The organism is Spiroplasma endosymbiont of Lasioglossum villosulum, assembly GCF_964020195.1.
In the GTDB taxonomy this organism is placed as follows: Bacteria; Bacillota_I; Bacilli_A; order Mycoplasmatales; family VBWQ01; genus Spiroplasma_E; species Spiroplasma_E ixodetis_A.
In genome coordinates this window covers 1147578-1164827 of sequence record NZ_OZ026539.1, presented here as the reverse complement: position 1 = coordinate 1164827, position 17250 = coordinate 1147578, and the positions used below count along the sequence as shown (strand labels likewise).

Sequence of the window (17250 nt, the reverse complement as noted above, 5' to 3'; positions counted from 1 at the left end):
TACAAAACAAGAAATGATTAACTATAAAAAAGTGACAAAAACTAAAGATAAAAAAAATATATCTAATGAAAGTATTTATGATAATAATTATTTTGAAGGTGATAATAATGATTGACAATATATTCAATTTGGAGGATTAAATAGTCATATTGATATTTCAAATCAAGTAGGTGCTGATAAAGTTGAACACAGTAATAATCTAAATGAAACATTAGGTTTATACTATATTGTTAAAGCAGTACACGAAAATAAAATTACTAAAGGTGTAGCTGATAGTTTAGGAAAGGATTTTATTAGTAAAATTAGTATTAAAAATAGTTTTAATAAAAGTTTAACTAATGAGATTATTAATTTAATTGTTGATAAAGAAAAAGTTTATAAACTAATTAATGAATTGCCCTTTTCTAAAGATGCAAGAGATTATTCAATTAATTATATTTTTGATAAAGATAATAATTTAATTGAAATTTATTATCATAAATTTAATAATACGAATTTAAGTAAAAATATTAATATATTTAATTCTCAATCATTTGATGGAACTAATAGTTGAGAAGATTTTAAATCAGAAAACTACACTTTAATTAATTGAACAAAATATGCAAAAAGATGAGAAGAATTTTGTCTATTATGACCTAGCCTTTCATTTAATAATTCTTATATTAAATTAACTAATTCTAATGGTCCTGTTATTAACAATAATCTAAGTTTAATGACTAATAAAATTAATAAATCTATTCCTGAGTATATTGCTCCTCCATTTAATGATCCTGTAGTATTAAATAATGATACTTTTAATTTTAAGTTTGAAAATAATTTTTGAATTTTTATGGCTCAAAATCGAATTCATATATATTTATGTATATGGCATGATGATAATAATATTTATTGTCAATATGCAGGTCATAATTCTTCTCAGTTTTGTGCTAGTGGTAGTTCTTATGATATAAATTTGGAATCTATTACATTTCATAATTTATCTGATTCATCTGTTTTATTAAATAAAAAAATAGCAAATGAAAAAATTTATGCTTTGGGTGTTGATTCACAAAGTAATATTTTTAGAACACAAGAAGATAGAGTTTATAAACTTAGTACTACAGGAGTAGAAACTTTAATAGAAGGATTAGATGCTGGTAAAACTGCCAGAAATATAGTAATTGATAATGAAGATAATGTTTATGTTGGAACTGATTCTGGTTCTGTTTATAAAAGTGATGGAATACATAAATTTGAAAAAATTTTATTGCCAGATTCAATAAATTGAATATGAGCTTTAGCAGTTAATAAAAAAACCGGCATTGTTTATGTTGGAAATGATGATGGTGTATATAGCATTGATAAAAATAGTAACGTTAATCATATGTTAGGAACACATGATTATATTAATAGTTTAGCAATAGGTGAAGATGGTTCTGTTTTTGCTGGAGCTAATAATCATGGTAAAATTTATAAAAGTAATGGTGTAAATGATTTTCAATTAATTAAAGAACAAAATGATGCTGGATCAATAAAAAGTTTAGTCGTAGATACTATTGGAACTATTTTTGCTGGTTCTGATAATGGTAATATTTATCAAATTAATAGTGGAATGTATTCTAAAATTTTAAATACAGGTCATGAAATTAAACGATTAATTATTGATAGAGATGGTGTTTTGTTTGCTGGTGTTGATTCAAATCAAATATATAAAAAAGTAAAAAAATCATCTACTTTTTATAATATGTTAGGAATAGATAATGATAATGAACATATTCTTGCCTTAACAATTAATTCAGAAAACACTTTATATGCTGCAGGAACTGAAGGCATTTTGTATTCAAATAAAAATTTTAAGTAACATTTAAAATGTTACTTAAAATTAAATATATTAAAAAAAGATTTTAATTAAAAAATGTTGGCTGTTATGATATAAAATTAGATTTTTTTAATGCTATACTTATTTATAAAGTTTAAAATAATATGAAAGGAAGCAATTATGAAAGTAATTAAGGTTAAAAATATTACTAAGTCATATAATGGTAATGTTGTACTGGGACCTATTAATTTAGAAATTGAGAGTGGTAGTTCTGTTGCTATTTTTGGTGCTAATGGTGCTGGTAAAACCACATTATGTGAGATTATTAGTAATACTAAAAATGCAAGTACAGGAGAAATTGAATATAACTTTAATAAAAAAGATATTCCATATGTTGTTGGAATAAATTTTCAAGATCAAGTTTATCCTAATTTTATAACAGTTAAAGAATTAATAAATTTTTATCATAAAATTTATTTAGATAAAATAAAACCCGAAATTTTTAATAGTATGTTAGATAAGTTTCAATTAAAAGAATTATACAAACGTAAAGTAAATAGTTTATCGGGTGGTCAAAGACAAAGAGTTAATTTATTTTTATCATTATTTCATCAACCAAAAATTTATATTGGTGATGAGATTTCAACTGGTTTAGATGTTAAAACAAGAATTGATATTATTAATTTTTTACAAGAACAAATTAGTTTGAATAACATTACTTTAATTTTAGTTAGTCATAACTTAGATGAAATCCAAGCTTTATGTAAACGTATTATTTTTTTAAAGGATGGTCAAATTATTGATGATACTACTGTTGTTGAAGTTACTAAAAAACATGGTTCATTATTAAAATATTATTTAGAAAAAACAGAAATATCATTAGAAATAACTACGAGAAAGGAAAAAAAATAATGCTAGCAATGTTTCAATTATTATTTGGTTATTTTAAGAAATCTTTCCATAGTATTTTCTTTGGCTTTATTTTCCCTATTATTATGTTAACAATTTTACTTGCTGTATTAACACCTGGTAACCCAAATGCTGCACAAACAGTATTACCGGGGTTAGTGATGTCAGCTTCACCAGTATTAGGAATTGTTACTTTATCAATGACATATTCTGATTTTAAACAATCAATAATTATTAAAAGAATTGGTGCAACACCATTAAAACCATGACAATTTATTAGTAGTATTTTAATATTTCATGTTATTTTAATTTTTATTGGTAGTTTTTGAACATTAGGAATTGGTGCAGCTTTATATCATAATCAGATTAATTGAGAACTAATTAATTGAGGTTATATATTACTAGCAATTCTGCTTTCATCAATTATGTGTTCAGCAGTAGGAATAATGGTTGGTATTCTTGCTTCTGATTTTAAAATTGCTAATGCTTTTGCTTTATTATTATATTTGCCAACATCATTTTTATCGGGTCAATATATTCCGTATGTAGCCATTAAAGGACAACCAGTTTTAGTTATTATTGCTAAAATTATTCCTTTTTCTTATCCCGTTTCTATTATGAATAGAGGATGAAATAATTATGGTACTCCAAATGATTTAATCAATGCAGCACTTTTTGATAATTACTGAATACCGATTTTAGTTAGTTTACTTTGAATTGGAGCATTAATATTTGGAGCAATTATGGCTTATAAATATCGACGTAAATAAGTAAATAAGAAAAAATATTTGTTTATAAAGAAATTATTTAAATTTTAAAAAATATTTACAAAATAAACAAGCCTAATTAGGCTTGTTTTGATTTATTTTTAAAAATTAATGATACTTAAATTTTGGTCATTTACTTCGGCTATCAAATCCTGAATTAGTAGCAAAAAGATCAAAATTATTAACTTTTTCTACATTTCATGCTGAAAGGTTCTGATTAATTTTTTTTGCATTTCAAAACATTCCCATCATATTTGTTACTTTTGAAGTATTTCACTTTGAAATATCTTGATTAAATTTTTTTGCATCATAAAACATATAACTCATATCTACTATATTTGATATATTTCAAGAAGATATGTTTTGATCAAATGTTAGATTATCAGCAAACATATTACTTAAAGAAGTAATTTTTGTTGGTAATTGATCTGGTACTTTTTCAACTATTCTTGGCATTTTAACAGCTTGAATTTCTCTAATTCCATTTTCAAAAAATCCGATTTGAATAATTTCTTTACTATCTATATTTGATAAATCTTTTTTATTTGTTTCTACTTTTGTTCCTGTTTTGTCAATATAAATTGTATCTTGTTGTATTTTATTTTGTGTAATATTAGTATTTTGTTTGATAGTGTTTAAGAAACTAGTTAAATTACCTGTGGTTGTTGCAAGTGTTAAAACACTTAATGTTTTGATTAATATTTTCATTAAGATCTCCTTTTTTGTTTTTCCCCAATAACTTCTTAAGTTTAAGAAGTTAATTTATATTTTAAGTCATTTAAAAATAAATGCAATAAGTGTTTAGTTTATGATAGAAATAAAAATATATAAATATTAGGAAAAAATTTTATGTTATTAGTAAGGTTAAATGTAATAAAAAAGTTATATAATATATTTTTTGCATACAATTTGTTTTTTTAAAAAAAAGATATTTTATGATATTATTAAATTAATTTAATAACTGTTAATTACTAGTATAGATAGTTTTACCTATATTAGTTTTTTTGTTTTAATTAAATTAATTTAATTAAAAAAATATTATATATTAGGTTTATTGCGTTTAAAGTCAAGTTTTATATTGAATTTATTAGAAAGAAGTTAAAATATGGCAAACGGCAGAGAAGTTATTATTACTAATAATTTAAATAATCCAAGTATAAAAAGTTTATTATTAATTGATGAATTTAGTAATAAAATTGGTGACGCATTACTTATTATTGATTTAGAAAAAAAAGAAGCTATTTTAGAAAGTATATTTATTGAAGAAAAATATCGTAAGCAACAATATGGTAGTTTACTTATTTACAAAATTTTTGAGATATGTCATAGCAATAATATCGAAAACCTTATTTTATTATCAGATCCAACTAATGTTACTGTCGGTGAATTTTATGAAAAATTAGGATTCACTTATGCATGAAATAAAAAAACTTTTTTTATGATTATGAAATTAATATACCTCATGCAATTTTTAATAAAAGAGATGATATTGAAAAGTGAAAAAATATTAAAATAAAAGAAATTTTTATTGATTTTGATAAGTCAAAATCAAAAGCTATAAATGATGAACAAAAGATATTAGAGGATAGTGAAATATTATCTAGTATTTTAGATGAAGTTTTAATACATGAAGAATCAATTTTAAAGGAAGATTATCAAAAAGTTATTGATTGATTTAATCAACAAAGAGAACAAATAATCAAAAATCCAAAACAATGATGAAATACTTTAACCCCCAAACAAGTAGAAGTTGTTAAAAATGAGGCAAAAAAATGATGAAATAACTTAACACCAGAACAAAGAAAAATAAAATTATTAGAAAAACAAGCATATCAAAAAAAGACAATAAAAAAAGATGATACTCCTTTATTGTGTGATTTTGATCAAAATATAAAAAATAAATTAGACTGCATGCAGTCTATGAAAACATCAACTCCTGTTTTTAAAAAAGATAATTTTAATATTTAGATTTTTTCTTTTCTCAAATGTCTTGTTTTTTAAAATTAACAATGTAAAATAAAATACATAATTAATTTAAAATATAAAAGAGTAAAATTAAATGGTAATTTAGAGACTTAGTGGTTGCTGTAAACTAAGCAAGTTTAATTTGAAGGTAACTTATATTATTAGTAATTTAAATAATAATTAAGTGCATTTACTTTGTAAATGAATTAGGATGGTACCGCGTTAAAAAACGTTCCTATTTGTGGAATGTTTTTTTATTTTAAAAAGGAGTATAACAAATGAATAGAAATTTAAACAAAAAATATAATCATATTGAAATTGAAAAGGATCGTTATCAACAATGAGTAAAATCTGGATTATTTAAGGCAAATGTTAGTTCTATTAATCCTACATTTTCTATTATCTTACCACCACCCAATGTAACCGGACTTTTACATTTAGGTCATGCTTGAGATAGTACTATCCAAGATTTATTAATTCGTTATAAACGTTTACAAGGATTTAATACTTTATTTATACCCGGTATGGATCATGCTGGCATTGCTACTCAGGTTAAAGTTGCACAACGTATTAAAGAAGAACAAAAACTTAATTTGCAAGAATTAGGTAAAGATAAATTTTTACAACAAGCATGAAAATGAAAAACAGAATATGCACAAAACATAAGAAAACAGTGAGCAAAACTTGGCTTAGCATTAGATTATTCGCATGAAGTATTTACTTTAGATGAAAATGTTAAGCAAGCAGTTAATGAAGTATTTGTAAAGTTATATAAAGAAGGTTTAGTTTATCGAGGAAAAAAGATAGTAAATTGAGATCCAGAATTAAAAACCGCTATTTCTAATATTGAAGTAAATTATCATGAAACAAAAGGAAAAATGTATTATTTAAAATATTTTATAGAAAATAGTAGTGAATTTATTACTATTGCTACTACCAGACCAGAAACAATGTTTGCTGATCAGTGTATAGTTGTAAATAGTAAAGATAAACGTTATTTACAATTTATTGGTAAAATGGTTATTAATCCGGCTAATAAAATGTTAATTAAAGTCATTGCTGATGATTATGTTGATATGAATTTTGGAACGGGTGCTATGAAATGTACACCGGCTCATGATGCTAATGACTATGAAATTGCATTACGTCACAATTTAGCAATGCCTATTTGTATGAATGTTGATGGAACTATGAATGAATTAGCACAATCATATATTAATCAAGATCGAATGGTATGTCGTAAACAATTAGTTGAACAATTAAGAAAAGAAAATTTAGTTGTAAAGGTTGAAGACTATCTTCATCAAGTTGGTTATTCAGAAAGAAGTAACGCTATTATTGAACCATATTTATCACAACAATGATTCATAAAAATGAAACCATTAGTTGAAATGATTATTGATAAACAAAAAAATAAGAAAACAAAGATTGATTTTCATCCAATATTATTTGAACAACAACTTTTGCAGTGATTAAATAATATTCAAGATTGATGTATTTCCCGTCAATTGTGATGGGGTCATTCGCTTCCGGTTTGATATCATAAAAAAACTAAGAAAATTTATGTTGATAATAACCCACCATCACCAATTAACGATTATATTCAAGAATCAGACGTATTAGATACATGATTTTCTAGCGGTTTATGACCTTTTGTAACCTTGGGTTGACCACAAAAAAATGTTGATTTGCAAAAATATTATCCAATATCAGTATTAGTTACTGCTTATGATATTTTATTTTTTTGAGTTGCACGAATGCTGTTTATGGGTTGAAAATTTACTAATCAAAAACCATTTACTAATGTTTTAATTCATGGTTTAATTCGTGATGAACAAGGTAGAAAAATGTCAAAATCATTAAATAATGGAATTGATCCAATGGAAGTTATTAAAAAGTATGGTGCGGATGCTTTACGTTACTTTTTAGTTAGCAATTGTGCTCCCGGTCAAGATTTAAGATTTAGTATTACTAAAGTTGAGTCAGCTTGAAATTTCAATAATAAGTTATGAAACGCTGCACGTTATGTACTAATGAATATTGATGATAAGTTTCAATTGGATGAAAATATTGTCTATAATAATTCGTTATCATTTATTGATCAATGAATTTTACAAGAACTTAATCAATTGATTATTTATGTAGAGCAATATATGGAAAAATATGAATTTGTTTTAGTAGTTAAAGCACTATCAAATTTTATATGAAATAAATATTGTTCTTGATATATTGAATTAAATAAAGTTAATTTACAAAATCAAGAGCAACAAAGTAACTCATTACAAACATTATATTATGTTTTACAGCAAATTATTATTATGGTTCATCCCTTTATTCCCTTTATTACAGAAGCAATTTATGAAGAAATGGGGTATAAAAATAGCATTTTAACAAATAAGTTTCCTAAAGTTAAAGTTATGGAAAAAACAAAAGTTGTAACACAATTTGTTGAAATATTAATTGAAATTATTGGTAATATTCGAGAAATTCGTAAAGAACTTAATTTATCTTTAAAATTACCGTTAACTATTCATATCAATACGACTAATTCTTTTTTTGAAGTAGAAAAAAATACTTTAAATCCTTATTTATTACAATTAACTAATAGTCAAATTGTTACTATTAGTGATAGTCCGTTGTCTGTTAATAATAAAATAATTAAAATTATTAATTCAGCAGTAATAGAAATTAATGTTTCAAATTTATTTAATAAAGAAGAACAATTAGCAAAATTAAAAGGGGAATTAGTTTATATTGAAAATGAAATAAAACGTAGTAAAGATATTTTAAATAACCAACAATTTTTAGCAAAGGCACCACCAACAAAAGTTGAAATAGAAAAGCAGAAATTAGAAAAGTATCAAAATCAAAAAAAATTAATCAATGCCAAGATTAAAGAATTATAAAAAAACTTTTATTTTAATTCAAGTTGAAAAATTTCATTATTTTCCAATTTAATATCATCAATACCTACTGAAAAATCAATAAATTCTTTACCATTTCAATGCTCAATGTATCAAAATTTTTTATCTTCTTGAGTACCTTTTTTACCTTTTACAGCAACCAAAAATCTTCCCAATTGACTTTTTTCAACAGTAAAATCATTAGAACAAGCACTTAATAAATTACCAAGTGTATTAAAAGTAGTAATATAATTAGTTTTTTCAAGAATAGTTTCCTTGCCGTTGATAGCTGTAATTTCAATATTAGTAGTAATACTATTTTGATTAGTAGTACCATTTAAGAATTTTGGGATATAAATAATATTTAGTATTAATGAAGTTCCTAATATTAATATAATAGAATTATATTTGCATCATTTAATAAATGTTTTATTTTTAATTATTTTTATAAAATTATTTTCTCATTTCTTACCATCAGTTTTTATTTTTGTCATTATTATCAGCCTTTGAATTATCTTTTTTATTTTATTATATTAAAAAAATAAAAAAAGGAAATTGCTTATCTCATTTTTAATAATTATTGAGGTGAAATTAAATGAGATTATTAATTATAACATTGACAATTCTTTTTCTTGCAAGTAATGGATTAGTTGTATTAAAGTTGATTAAAAATTTTAATGAAAATGAAATAGTTAGTAAGGAAAAAAATGATACAAAAATTATTACTATTACTGTTGAAATTAAAGAACATTTACCAATTAGAGAAGATTTATGTATACGAAATAAATATTATGTTAAAATTCTTAATTCAAAAATAAGTATTATTAATTTAATTAATACTTTGAATATTTCTAATGTTTATTTTGACATTTTGGCATTAAATCTAAATCAAAATATTAGTGAAAATTATAAATTAATATTATCACCAAGAAATAATGCTATTAAATATTATTCCCATTATACTATTACTTTAGAGCCTTTAATTAATTTAGGTTTAAATAGTCAAGATGCCAAAAAAGTATTATTATTATTTAATAAAAAAAATTTAAATGCAAAACAATTGTTAGAGAATTTAGAAAAATTATTAATAACCACAAAAAGAAAATATATACAATTGATGCATAAATTTATTAGTTTTTAATGATGTTTACTTATCATGCTTTATTAGTTTTATTTCTAATATTTTTAGTTTTCTTTTTATCAAGTTTTACGATATTTAGTGGTTTAGTTTTATTATTAATAATAATTATTATTTTGTATTATATTTTTTTTAAAAAGCAATCATTTTATAAGTATTTCTTTTTATTATTAGTATTTACTTTTACTTCCTTAGTTAATATTAACTTTAAAAAAGATGAACATATAAATATTGAAAATGTTAATTTGAAAGTAGTAGAAACCTATCCAAATTATTTGATAGTACAAGAAGGATGAGAAAAATATTATTTATTATCACATTATTATATTAATAATATGCAGTATACTATTAATGCCCAATTAGATGATACACTTATTTTTAAAGGTCAAACTAAAGATTTAAAAACTATTAATAATTTTTATGAGTTTGATTTTAAATTATTTTTAAATGCTAATAATGTTAATAAACAAATAGTAGTTAATGGAAATAAAGTAAAAGTTGTTTTTGGAAAAACTCTTAGAACTATTTTTTTTAATTATATAAATACTTTTCCAAAGGAAATTAAAACTTGAACTAAATTATTATTATTATTTGGTCAGCAAACTGAAGAAAACAAATCTATTTTTACCATTTTTAATAAGTTTGGTATTACTCCAATTATTGTTGTTAGTGGTTTACACATTAATTTTTTCTTTGTTTTTTTAAAAAAAAGTTTTTGATTTATCAAAAATCAATTAATTAAACTTTTAATTTGCTTTGTAATTTTATGTTTTTATTTATATTTACTTAATTGATTTATTGCAGCAATGAAAGCATTATTTTTTTTAATTTTTAGTTGTATTTTAAAATTTAATAAAAAAATTATTCATCCAATTTCTATTCTTAGTTTTAGTGCTTATTGTTGTCTTTATTTATGACCTTTACAATTCTATCTTTTAGGATTTCAACTTTCTTTTGGTATTACTTTTTTGATTTTATTTATTAATAATAAATTTAAAAAATATAGTTATTGGATTAGAATGTTATTGATTAATTTTGTTTTATTTTTATTCACTATTCTTATTCAGTGACAAATAAATCATGGTTTTAGTTTATTAACTGTTGCATATTTATTATTTTTTACACCAATCATTATTTTTTGTGATGTTATTTTATTTTTAAATTTATTTTTAAATTCAATTTTAAGTTTTTTTGTTTCTCCAATTTTAAATTTTTTAATTATTATTATTAAGTTAATAAATATGAGTAATATTTGAATTCCGACTTTTAAAATTGAAATTTGAATTTTACAACTTTATTTTTTAATTTTAATAGTTATTTATAATTGTTGACGATATTTTAATTGAAGAATGTTAACAGTTATTATTATTAATTTTGTTTTACTTTCAACATTATGAATGAATAGTATTATTAAACCTTATTATGAATTAACAATGATTAATGTTGGTAGTGCTATGAGTTTTTTAATAACTAGTCCTTATAATAAATCTGCTATTTTAATTGATTCGGGCACAGAAGATTTAAAACCAAATAATCCAACTATTTATAATTATCTTTCAGCAAAAGGAATTTATAGTTTAAAAGCAGTATTTTTAACTCATCATGATTTAGATCATATTAGTAATATTGGATTTTTGAAAATGAACTTAAAAATAGATAAAATTTATGAAAATATCAATCAATTATCGCAATATGTTATTGATGGTTTTAATCCAATTCATAATTTAGTTTATGGTTTTAATTTGCAATATGTTTCTGAAAATAATAAAAGTTTAGTTTTGTTATTAAAAGTTTATAATTATAAAATTTTATTTACTGGTGATATTGAAGAACAAACCGAAAATTTATTAGTTAACACCCATGTATTAAGTAAAATTAATATTTTACAAGTTCCTCACCATGGTTCAAAAACTTCATCAACTATTAGTTTTTTAAAAACTCTTAATTCAGAATTAGCATTAATTTCCGGACATTATCAAAAACGAAGACAGTTTCCCAATATTGAAACATTGAATAATCTTAAAAAAATTAATGCTCAAGTTTATTATTCGGGAAAAAATAAAACTGTGATTATAAGAATATATATGAAACATTATGATATTATAACGTTAATATAAACTGATATAATAATATTGTGAGATTAGAAATAGTATTTATATTATTCATGTTCAATATGAGTATTTAGTAAAAGTATTGAATAATTAAAAGAAAATTACTTTTTAGAAAAGAAAGCTAAAAAATATATAATTAAAACAAAAGGGGAAAAAATATGAAAAAAATAAATCATTTATTAAAAATTTTGTTGTTACCTTCAATGTTAATAACTACTATTACATCCAATAGCAAGGCAGAAAAAACAGTTACTGATTATCATCAATTATACGTTCTTGGTGATAGTCTTTCTGATACTGGTAGTTTTGTTGGAGCTGGGAGTGACTTTGTCCAAAAATCACCATTAGCACCTTTATGAGTCGCTCAAGTAGAATTAGGAGATCCATATTATTTAAATCGCTCTTTCAGCAATGGTAAGGTTGCAGCTGAAATTTTAGCTAATAAATTACATTTAAACTTACAAGCAGGATGAAAATATACGATTTTAAATGATGCAGCAACTTATGAACAATTTGGTAATAACTATGCGGTTGGAGGCGCTGTTGCAGCTGAAAATGATTCATGAACAGGAGAATTTTATTCAAATCGTTTTAGCCTTCAACATCAAATGGCTGCTTTATTATCTCAACATCAAAATTTACAAAGTGATGATTTAGTCTTTCTTGAATCAGGAAATAATGATATGTTGGCTGCTATTGATAGTGGTAACTATTATAAAGGACTTGATATTATTTATAATGCAATTATAAAAGAAGGAGATATAATTCAAGAATTAATTAATAAAGGCATTCAACATATTGTTGCTACTGATGTTCCAGATTTTAGTCTTGTCCCAAAATATTATGGAACTAAATCGCAAGTTTTAGCAAAACAATTATCTGATGCTTATAAAACACTTTGAAATCATGAGATATCTTTATATACAACTAATTATCCTAATTTTATTAGAAGATTTAGTTTAAGAGAAAAATTAAGTAAATATGAGTTGATATTTCAACAAGAAGGAAAAAATATTACTCAAAATGCAATTGAATCTGATTATGCTCATATGGCATTAGATGGTGCTGTTACAGCAACATATGTTAATGGTTCAACAAAAGAAACATTAAATAATTATTTCTTCTTTGATGAAGTTCATCTAACAACATTAGTGCATCAAGCAGTTGCTGAAGATCTTTATAATTTAGTTGAAAAGTGATAATGTTTTAAAACATTAGATATAACAATTAGTATATAAGATAAAAGTTCAAATTTGGAATATTATCAAAAACGAAAGTGTTTTCCGAATATTGAAACATTGAATAATCTTAAAAAAGTTTATTATTGAGGAAAAAATAAAAGTGTGATTATATATGAAACATTATGATATTATAACATTAACATAAAATATATTAATAATTTTGTGAGGTTGGAAACATGGTTTATATTGTTCATGGTCAAGATGAGTATTTAGTAAGAAAAAATATTGAACAATTAATTAAAAAAAATCATAAAAAAGAAAATTATGATTATAATCTATATGAATTACAAGAGGATACAATTGTTAATATTATTAATGAAATTCAAATTATGAGTATATTTGAAGAAAATAAAGTAATCGTAATTAATGATAGCAGTAATTTATGGCAAAAATATATTAAAGAAAAAAAATTTGTTAATGCTTTGCTTAATCATAATCAAAAAACAATGATAATTATTAAAAGTTTAAATGTTGATTTTAAAATTAGTAGAGAATTTCAACAATTTAATATTATCAAAATTAAAAATTATACAAAATCACAATTATTATTATTAATTAATAAAGTTTGCAATAGTTTTAAAGTTAACATTACTCAAGAAGTAACTAATTTTCTTTTAGAATACTTGCCAAATGATGTCAGTATTATTTTAAATGAGTTATCAAAATTAAGGTTAATTGGAAAAAAAATAACTTCAGATATTATTATTGAGGTGGTTCCTAAATATTTTGAAACAAATATTTTTAAAACTGTTGAATATATATTAAAAAAAGATTATAACAATTTTTGAACACAATATAACTATTATAATGTTATTAATTATGATAAAATTAAATTGATTAATATTCTTGTATATCAATTAGAATTAATTAGAGATATCAAAATTTTAGTTAAACAAAAAAAAAGTAATGAAGATATTTCCAATATATTAAATATTTCCAAGTTTCAAGTAAAAATATTAGAACAATATTTAAATATTAATTTAAATATTAATAATATTTTGTTAAAATTATATGAATTAGATTACAATATCAAAAAAGGAAAGTTTAATAAAAATATTGCAATTGATTTATTTTTTTTGAATATTTAGTATATAATTATAGATGTTTTAAACTCAAGAGGTGATACATATAATGAAAAGTAATAAAAATATTGATGTTACAGAAAAAAAGTTAGTAGAAGAAAATAGTGACATTACATTGGTTAAACCAAAAGTAAAAAGAGTTACAAAGAAAAAAACCGAAAAAGTGTACTCAGAAGAAGATTTAAATGTTGCATTATACTATGAAATATCAAGTACTATATATAACAGTTTAAATAATTTAATTGTTAGAAAATCTATTTTTGCTAATGAAGAACTTTTAAAAATTTTAGAATTACAAATTTCTAATTTATTTTTTCTTGAAAAAGAACTAAAAGAATTAAAAGATAAAAAGTATGCAATAGAATTTTTGCAGTTAATTTCTAATTTGGTAAATCGTAGTTTGAGTATTACTAAAAGTTCTCCTAAAAATCGTATTGAAATTCTTGAAGAGCGTAACTTATTAATAGTTACAATTACTAATATTTGTAAGACTGTGGAAAAAGAAAGTCTTGAACGAATAAGACAGTTTGATAATAATACTTTTAATGAATTAAATGATCAAATTACTGCATTAAATAATTTTAGTGATGATGCTACTGAGGTTAAGCCAAGTGTTACTCCAAATAATCAGAATGTTGATAATAATGTTGATACAAATCCTAATATTGGTGGCATTGGGAATCTAGGTAATAATTTAAATATTAATAATCTTGATAATAATAGTTTAGCAAATTTAGCGAAGTTAGGTGTATTACCGCAACATCCCGCCACAAATCCTAAATTTTACCCTTATATGAATAAACCAAAATATATTCCACTTTTAAAGAAAATATTATCAGCTTTTTTCTTATTAACAACAGTGCTAGCAATAGCTACTTATATACTAACTTATTTTATAGCAGGTACTTTTCAAATTAAAGATAATAGTACATCACCCGTTTATTATAATTTTGCACAACAATCAAAAACTATAGTTTTCACTATTGTTACAACAATAGTTTTAAATGGAGGCTTTTTATATTCAATTTTAAAACCACCAAAATTAGGTCGTGATTTATATCGAACATCATATTTTTTAATAGTTATTTTAATTTTTTGAATAATTTATACAATTTCAAATTTATTTTATATGACAACAGATGATTCATTATTAAGAACATTTACTTCTTTTTTAGATAAAGGTGACAAAATTAATCCTAATGCTTTATCCTGATTAAAAGGATTAGCAACTTTTAAAGCTTTTCAAATATTAACATATATTACAGCAGCATCAGCAATTTTACTAATTGCTATTATACTAGTTATTGCTATTCTTAATCCAAAAATTGATCGTAATAAAATTATGAGAGCCAATTCGGAATATCAAAATGCTATTAATAATGCTTTAAGTGGTAAACCCTATGAAATCGATCCATCACTTTTTGATGATAGTTTAGATAATGATAATAAAAAAGATACAAAAGATCATAAATTTTGATGTAATAGTGATTTATTTAAATAATAAAATTAAAAAGGACTAAAAGTCCTTTTTAATTTTATTATTTTTAATTATTAGTTTTATTATGCTTGTCAACGTAATTTTGAACTTGCAACTATTGTGTAAATACCAATCAATCCAAGTGCAACTCCTAGATATATTCCATAAGTTGTTGTAAAAGTAAAACTTGTTCCACTTCAAGCTTGAATAAATGGATCCATAGCGTATTTGAATGGATTAAAGTAAGTTGCGTATTTTAAAACAGGACTACTATTAATTAACTCAGCCGGGAAAAATACCCCACTTAAAAGTGTAACTGGAAAATAAATTACATTTGATGCTGCAACTAAAGCAGTTACTGATTTGAAAATTGAGGCTAATAACATTCCTAAACCCATTGATGAAAAGAAAATTAAGATAATAAATGGGATAGATTTTCCAATAAAATTTGCTGTTACTATATTACTTCACCCATAAGTACCACCAAACATAATTCCAACTCATAATAAAGATCATAAGAATGTTGCTATCATAAAGAAAAATCCAATTATCATAACTGAAAAAACAAAGAAAATTGGTTTAATATTTGTTGCTCCAATTCGCTTCATTAAAACACTATTTTTAAATTCAACAATTGTTTGTGGAATAATGAAAATTCCTACTGCCATTGGTTGTAACATTGAAATTGAACCAACTAAAGTATGTAAACTTTTTACAGTATCACCTTCCATTTGTTTAAAAGCAAAACCTTCTAAGAACAACATTAGAATTGGAAATAAAACTAGAAAGAAGGGTACAAAAAATCCTCGATAATAATATTTAAACATTAAGTTTATTAATGGTCGACTTTTTTTGGGCATTTTGGCTTTATGAATTCATTTATTTTTTTTCTTATTTTTTTTGATTTCAGCATTTTCTTTTTTTATTTCTTCATATTGTTTTTTTAAATCAGCTTTTTTATTTTTATCAAACATTTTTCATGTAAAGTTATGAACTGAGCCATATTTTTTAACAATATCTTTAACATTTCCTGCTTCTTTTATAACTCCATTATGAATGTAAATATACTTTTCATAAAATTCTTCAACTTCGCTCATATTGTGAGTAACTAAGATCATTGTCTTATTTTTGTCAATAATATTTTTTCTAAAGAATTCAAAAATTTCTGAACGAACTTCAATATCTAATCCCGTGGAAACTTCATCTAAAATAACTAGATCAGGATCATGAATAACAGCTAGTAAAATATTTAAACGTTGTTGTTGTCCACCTGAAAGTGTTTGAATAAACTTATTTTCAATTCCAAGTAATTGATATGTCTTCAGTAACTCTAATAGTTCATCTTCTTTCATTGAAATATTAAAAGTATGTAAATAATATTTAATCATATCCATAAGAGATATTCCGGCCGGATATCTAGATTCTTGAAATTGTAAACCATTTACCAGATGTTCTTGACGAATTATTTCACCAGATGTTGGTTTACGAATACCACCAATAATTTCACTTAAAGTTGATTTACCACTACCATTTGCACCAATGATTCCAATTCGATCGCCAGGATTAATAGTTAAATTAACTTTATTTAATGCTACTTTATTTTTATATTCCTTTGTTAGATTCAAAATTTCTACTAGTGGCCGAGACTTATCTATTTTTTTCTTATTTTGTTCATTATTTTCCATATATAAGACCTCCTGCATTAGATTGTACTATAATTAAGTGTTAAAAAGCAATTATTGAAATTTGTAACAATAAAATAAACAGTATTAATTCTAAATATTTTGGAAAAATATTTTTTAATTTTTGTTTTTCATGTATATATAATATAGATTTGAGAATAGTGATTATCTAGTATA

At 22.8% G+C, this 17250-nt stretch carries 13 protein-coding genes; 10 read left to right on the top strand and 3 right to left on the bottom strand.

Annotation, left to right across the window (positions count from 1 at the left end):
• The first annotated feature begins 13 nt into the window (after window positions 1–13).
• The 3 genes from AACK81_RS06635 (at window position 14) to AACK81_RS06625 (ending at window position 3477) form a co-directional block, all read left to right on the top strand.
• Window positions 14–1840 carry a hypothetical protein gene (locus AACK81_RS06635; RefSeq protein ID WP_338960885.1) on the top strand — a complete coding sequence of 609 codons (1827 nt, stop codon included), beginning with the start codon at window positions 14–16 and terminating at the stop codon, window positions 1838–1840.
• 138 nt (window positions 1841–1978) lie between these two features.
• Window positions 1979–2710: an ABC transporter ATP-binding protein gene (locus AACK81_RS06630; protein ID WP_338960882.1), complete on the top strand. Its 732-nt coding sequence runs from the start codon at window positions 1979–1981 to the stop codon at window positions 2708–2710.
• Window positions 2710–3477, top strand: a complete 768-nt coding sequence (locus AACK81_RS06625; RefSeq protein ID WP_338960880.1) for an ABC transporter permease — start codon at window positions 2710–2712, stop codon at window positions 3475–3477. The genes AACK81_RS06630 and AACK81_RS06625 overlap by 1 nt, the downstream gene beginning before the upstream one ends.
• 105 nt (window positions 3478–3582) lie before the next feature.
• Here AACK81_RS06625 and AACK81_RS06620 read toward each other — a convergent pair whose 3' ends face one another.
• Window positions 3583–4182, bottom strand: coding sequence for a BspA family leucine-rich repeat surface protein (locus AACK81_RS06620; protein ID WP_338960878.1), 600 nt, complete (start codon window positions 4180–4182; stop codon window positions 3583–3585).
• Between the two features lie 397 nt (window positions 4183–4579).
• On the opposite strand from AACK81_RS06620, the gene AACK81_RS06615 reads away from it, so the two are divergent.
• On the top strand, window positions 4580–4990 hold the full coding sequence (locus AACK81_RS06615) for a GNAT family N-acetyltransferase (protein ID WP_338960875.1): 411 nt from the start codon (window positions 4580–4582) through the stop codon (window positions 4988–4990).
• A 727-nt stretch (window positions 4991–5717) separates the two neighbouring features.
• On the top strand, window positions 5718–8345 hold the full coding sequence (locus tag AACK81_RS06610) for a valine--tRNA ligase (RefSeq protein ID WP_338960872.1): 2628 nt from the start codon (window positions 5718–5720) through the stop codon (window positions 8343–8345).
• A gap of 8 nt (window positions 8346–8353) precedes the next feature.
• On the opposite strand, the gene AACK81_RS06605 is transcribed toward AACK81_RS06610, so the two are convergent.
• The gene (locus tag AACK81_RS06605; protein ID WP_338960869.1) at window positions 8354–8836 is read right to left on the bottom strand and encodes a hypothetical protein; all 483 of its coding nucleotides are present in this window, start codon (window positions 8834–8836) and stop codon (window positions 8354–8356) included.
• Between the two features lie 101 nt (window positions 8837–8937).
• On the opposite strand from AACK81_RS06605, the gene AACK81_RS06600 reads away from it, so the two are divergent.
• The 5 genes from AACK81_RS06600 (at window position 8938) to AACK81_RS06580 (ending at window position 15415) form a co-directional block, all read left to right on the top strand.
• Window positions 8938–9483: a hypothetical protein gene (locus AACK81_RS06600; RefSeq protein WP_338960866.1), complete on the top strand. Its 546-nt coding sequence runs from the start codon at window positions 8938–8940 to the stop codon at window positions 9481–9483.
• Window positions 9483–11597, top strand: coding sequence for a ComEC/Rec2 family competence protein (locus AACK81_RS06595; protein WP_338960864.1), 2115 nt, complete (start codon window positions 9483–9485; stop codon window positions 11595–11597). The genes AACK81_RS06600 and AACK81_RS06595 overlap by 1 nt, the downstream gene beginning before the upstream one ends.
• Window positions 11598–11749: 152 nt before the next feature.
• Complete coding sequence (locus AACK81_RS06590) at window positions 11750–12793, top strand: SGNH/GDSL hydrolase family protein (protein ID WP_338960861.1); 1044 nt, start codon at window positions 11750–11752, stop codon at window positions 12791–12793.
• Window positions 12794–13008: 215 nt separating this feature from the next.
• Window positions 13009–13920, top strand: a complete 912-nt coding sequence (holA, locus tag AACK81_RS06585) for a DNA polymerase III subunit delta (protein WP_281747832.1) — start codon at window positions 13009–13011, stop codon at window positions 13918–13920.
• A gap of 43 nt (window positions 13921–13963) precedes the next feature.
• Complete coding sequence (locus AACK81_RS06580; RefSeq protein WP_338960856.1) at window positions 13964–15415, top strand: hypothetical protein; 1452 nt, start codon at window positions 13964–13966, stop codon at window positions 15413–15415.
• 59 nt (window positions 15416–15474) lie between these two features.
• Here the strand turns inward: AACK81_RS06580 and AACK81_RS06575 are convergent, their stop codons facing one another.
• Complete coding sequence (locus AACK81_RS06575; protein ID WP_338960853.1) at window positions 15475–17076, bottom strand: ABC transporter ATP-binding protein/permease; 1602 nt, start codon at window positions 17074–17076, stop codon at window positions 15475–15477.
• Window positions 17077–17250 lie beyond the last annotated feature (174 nt).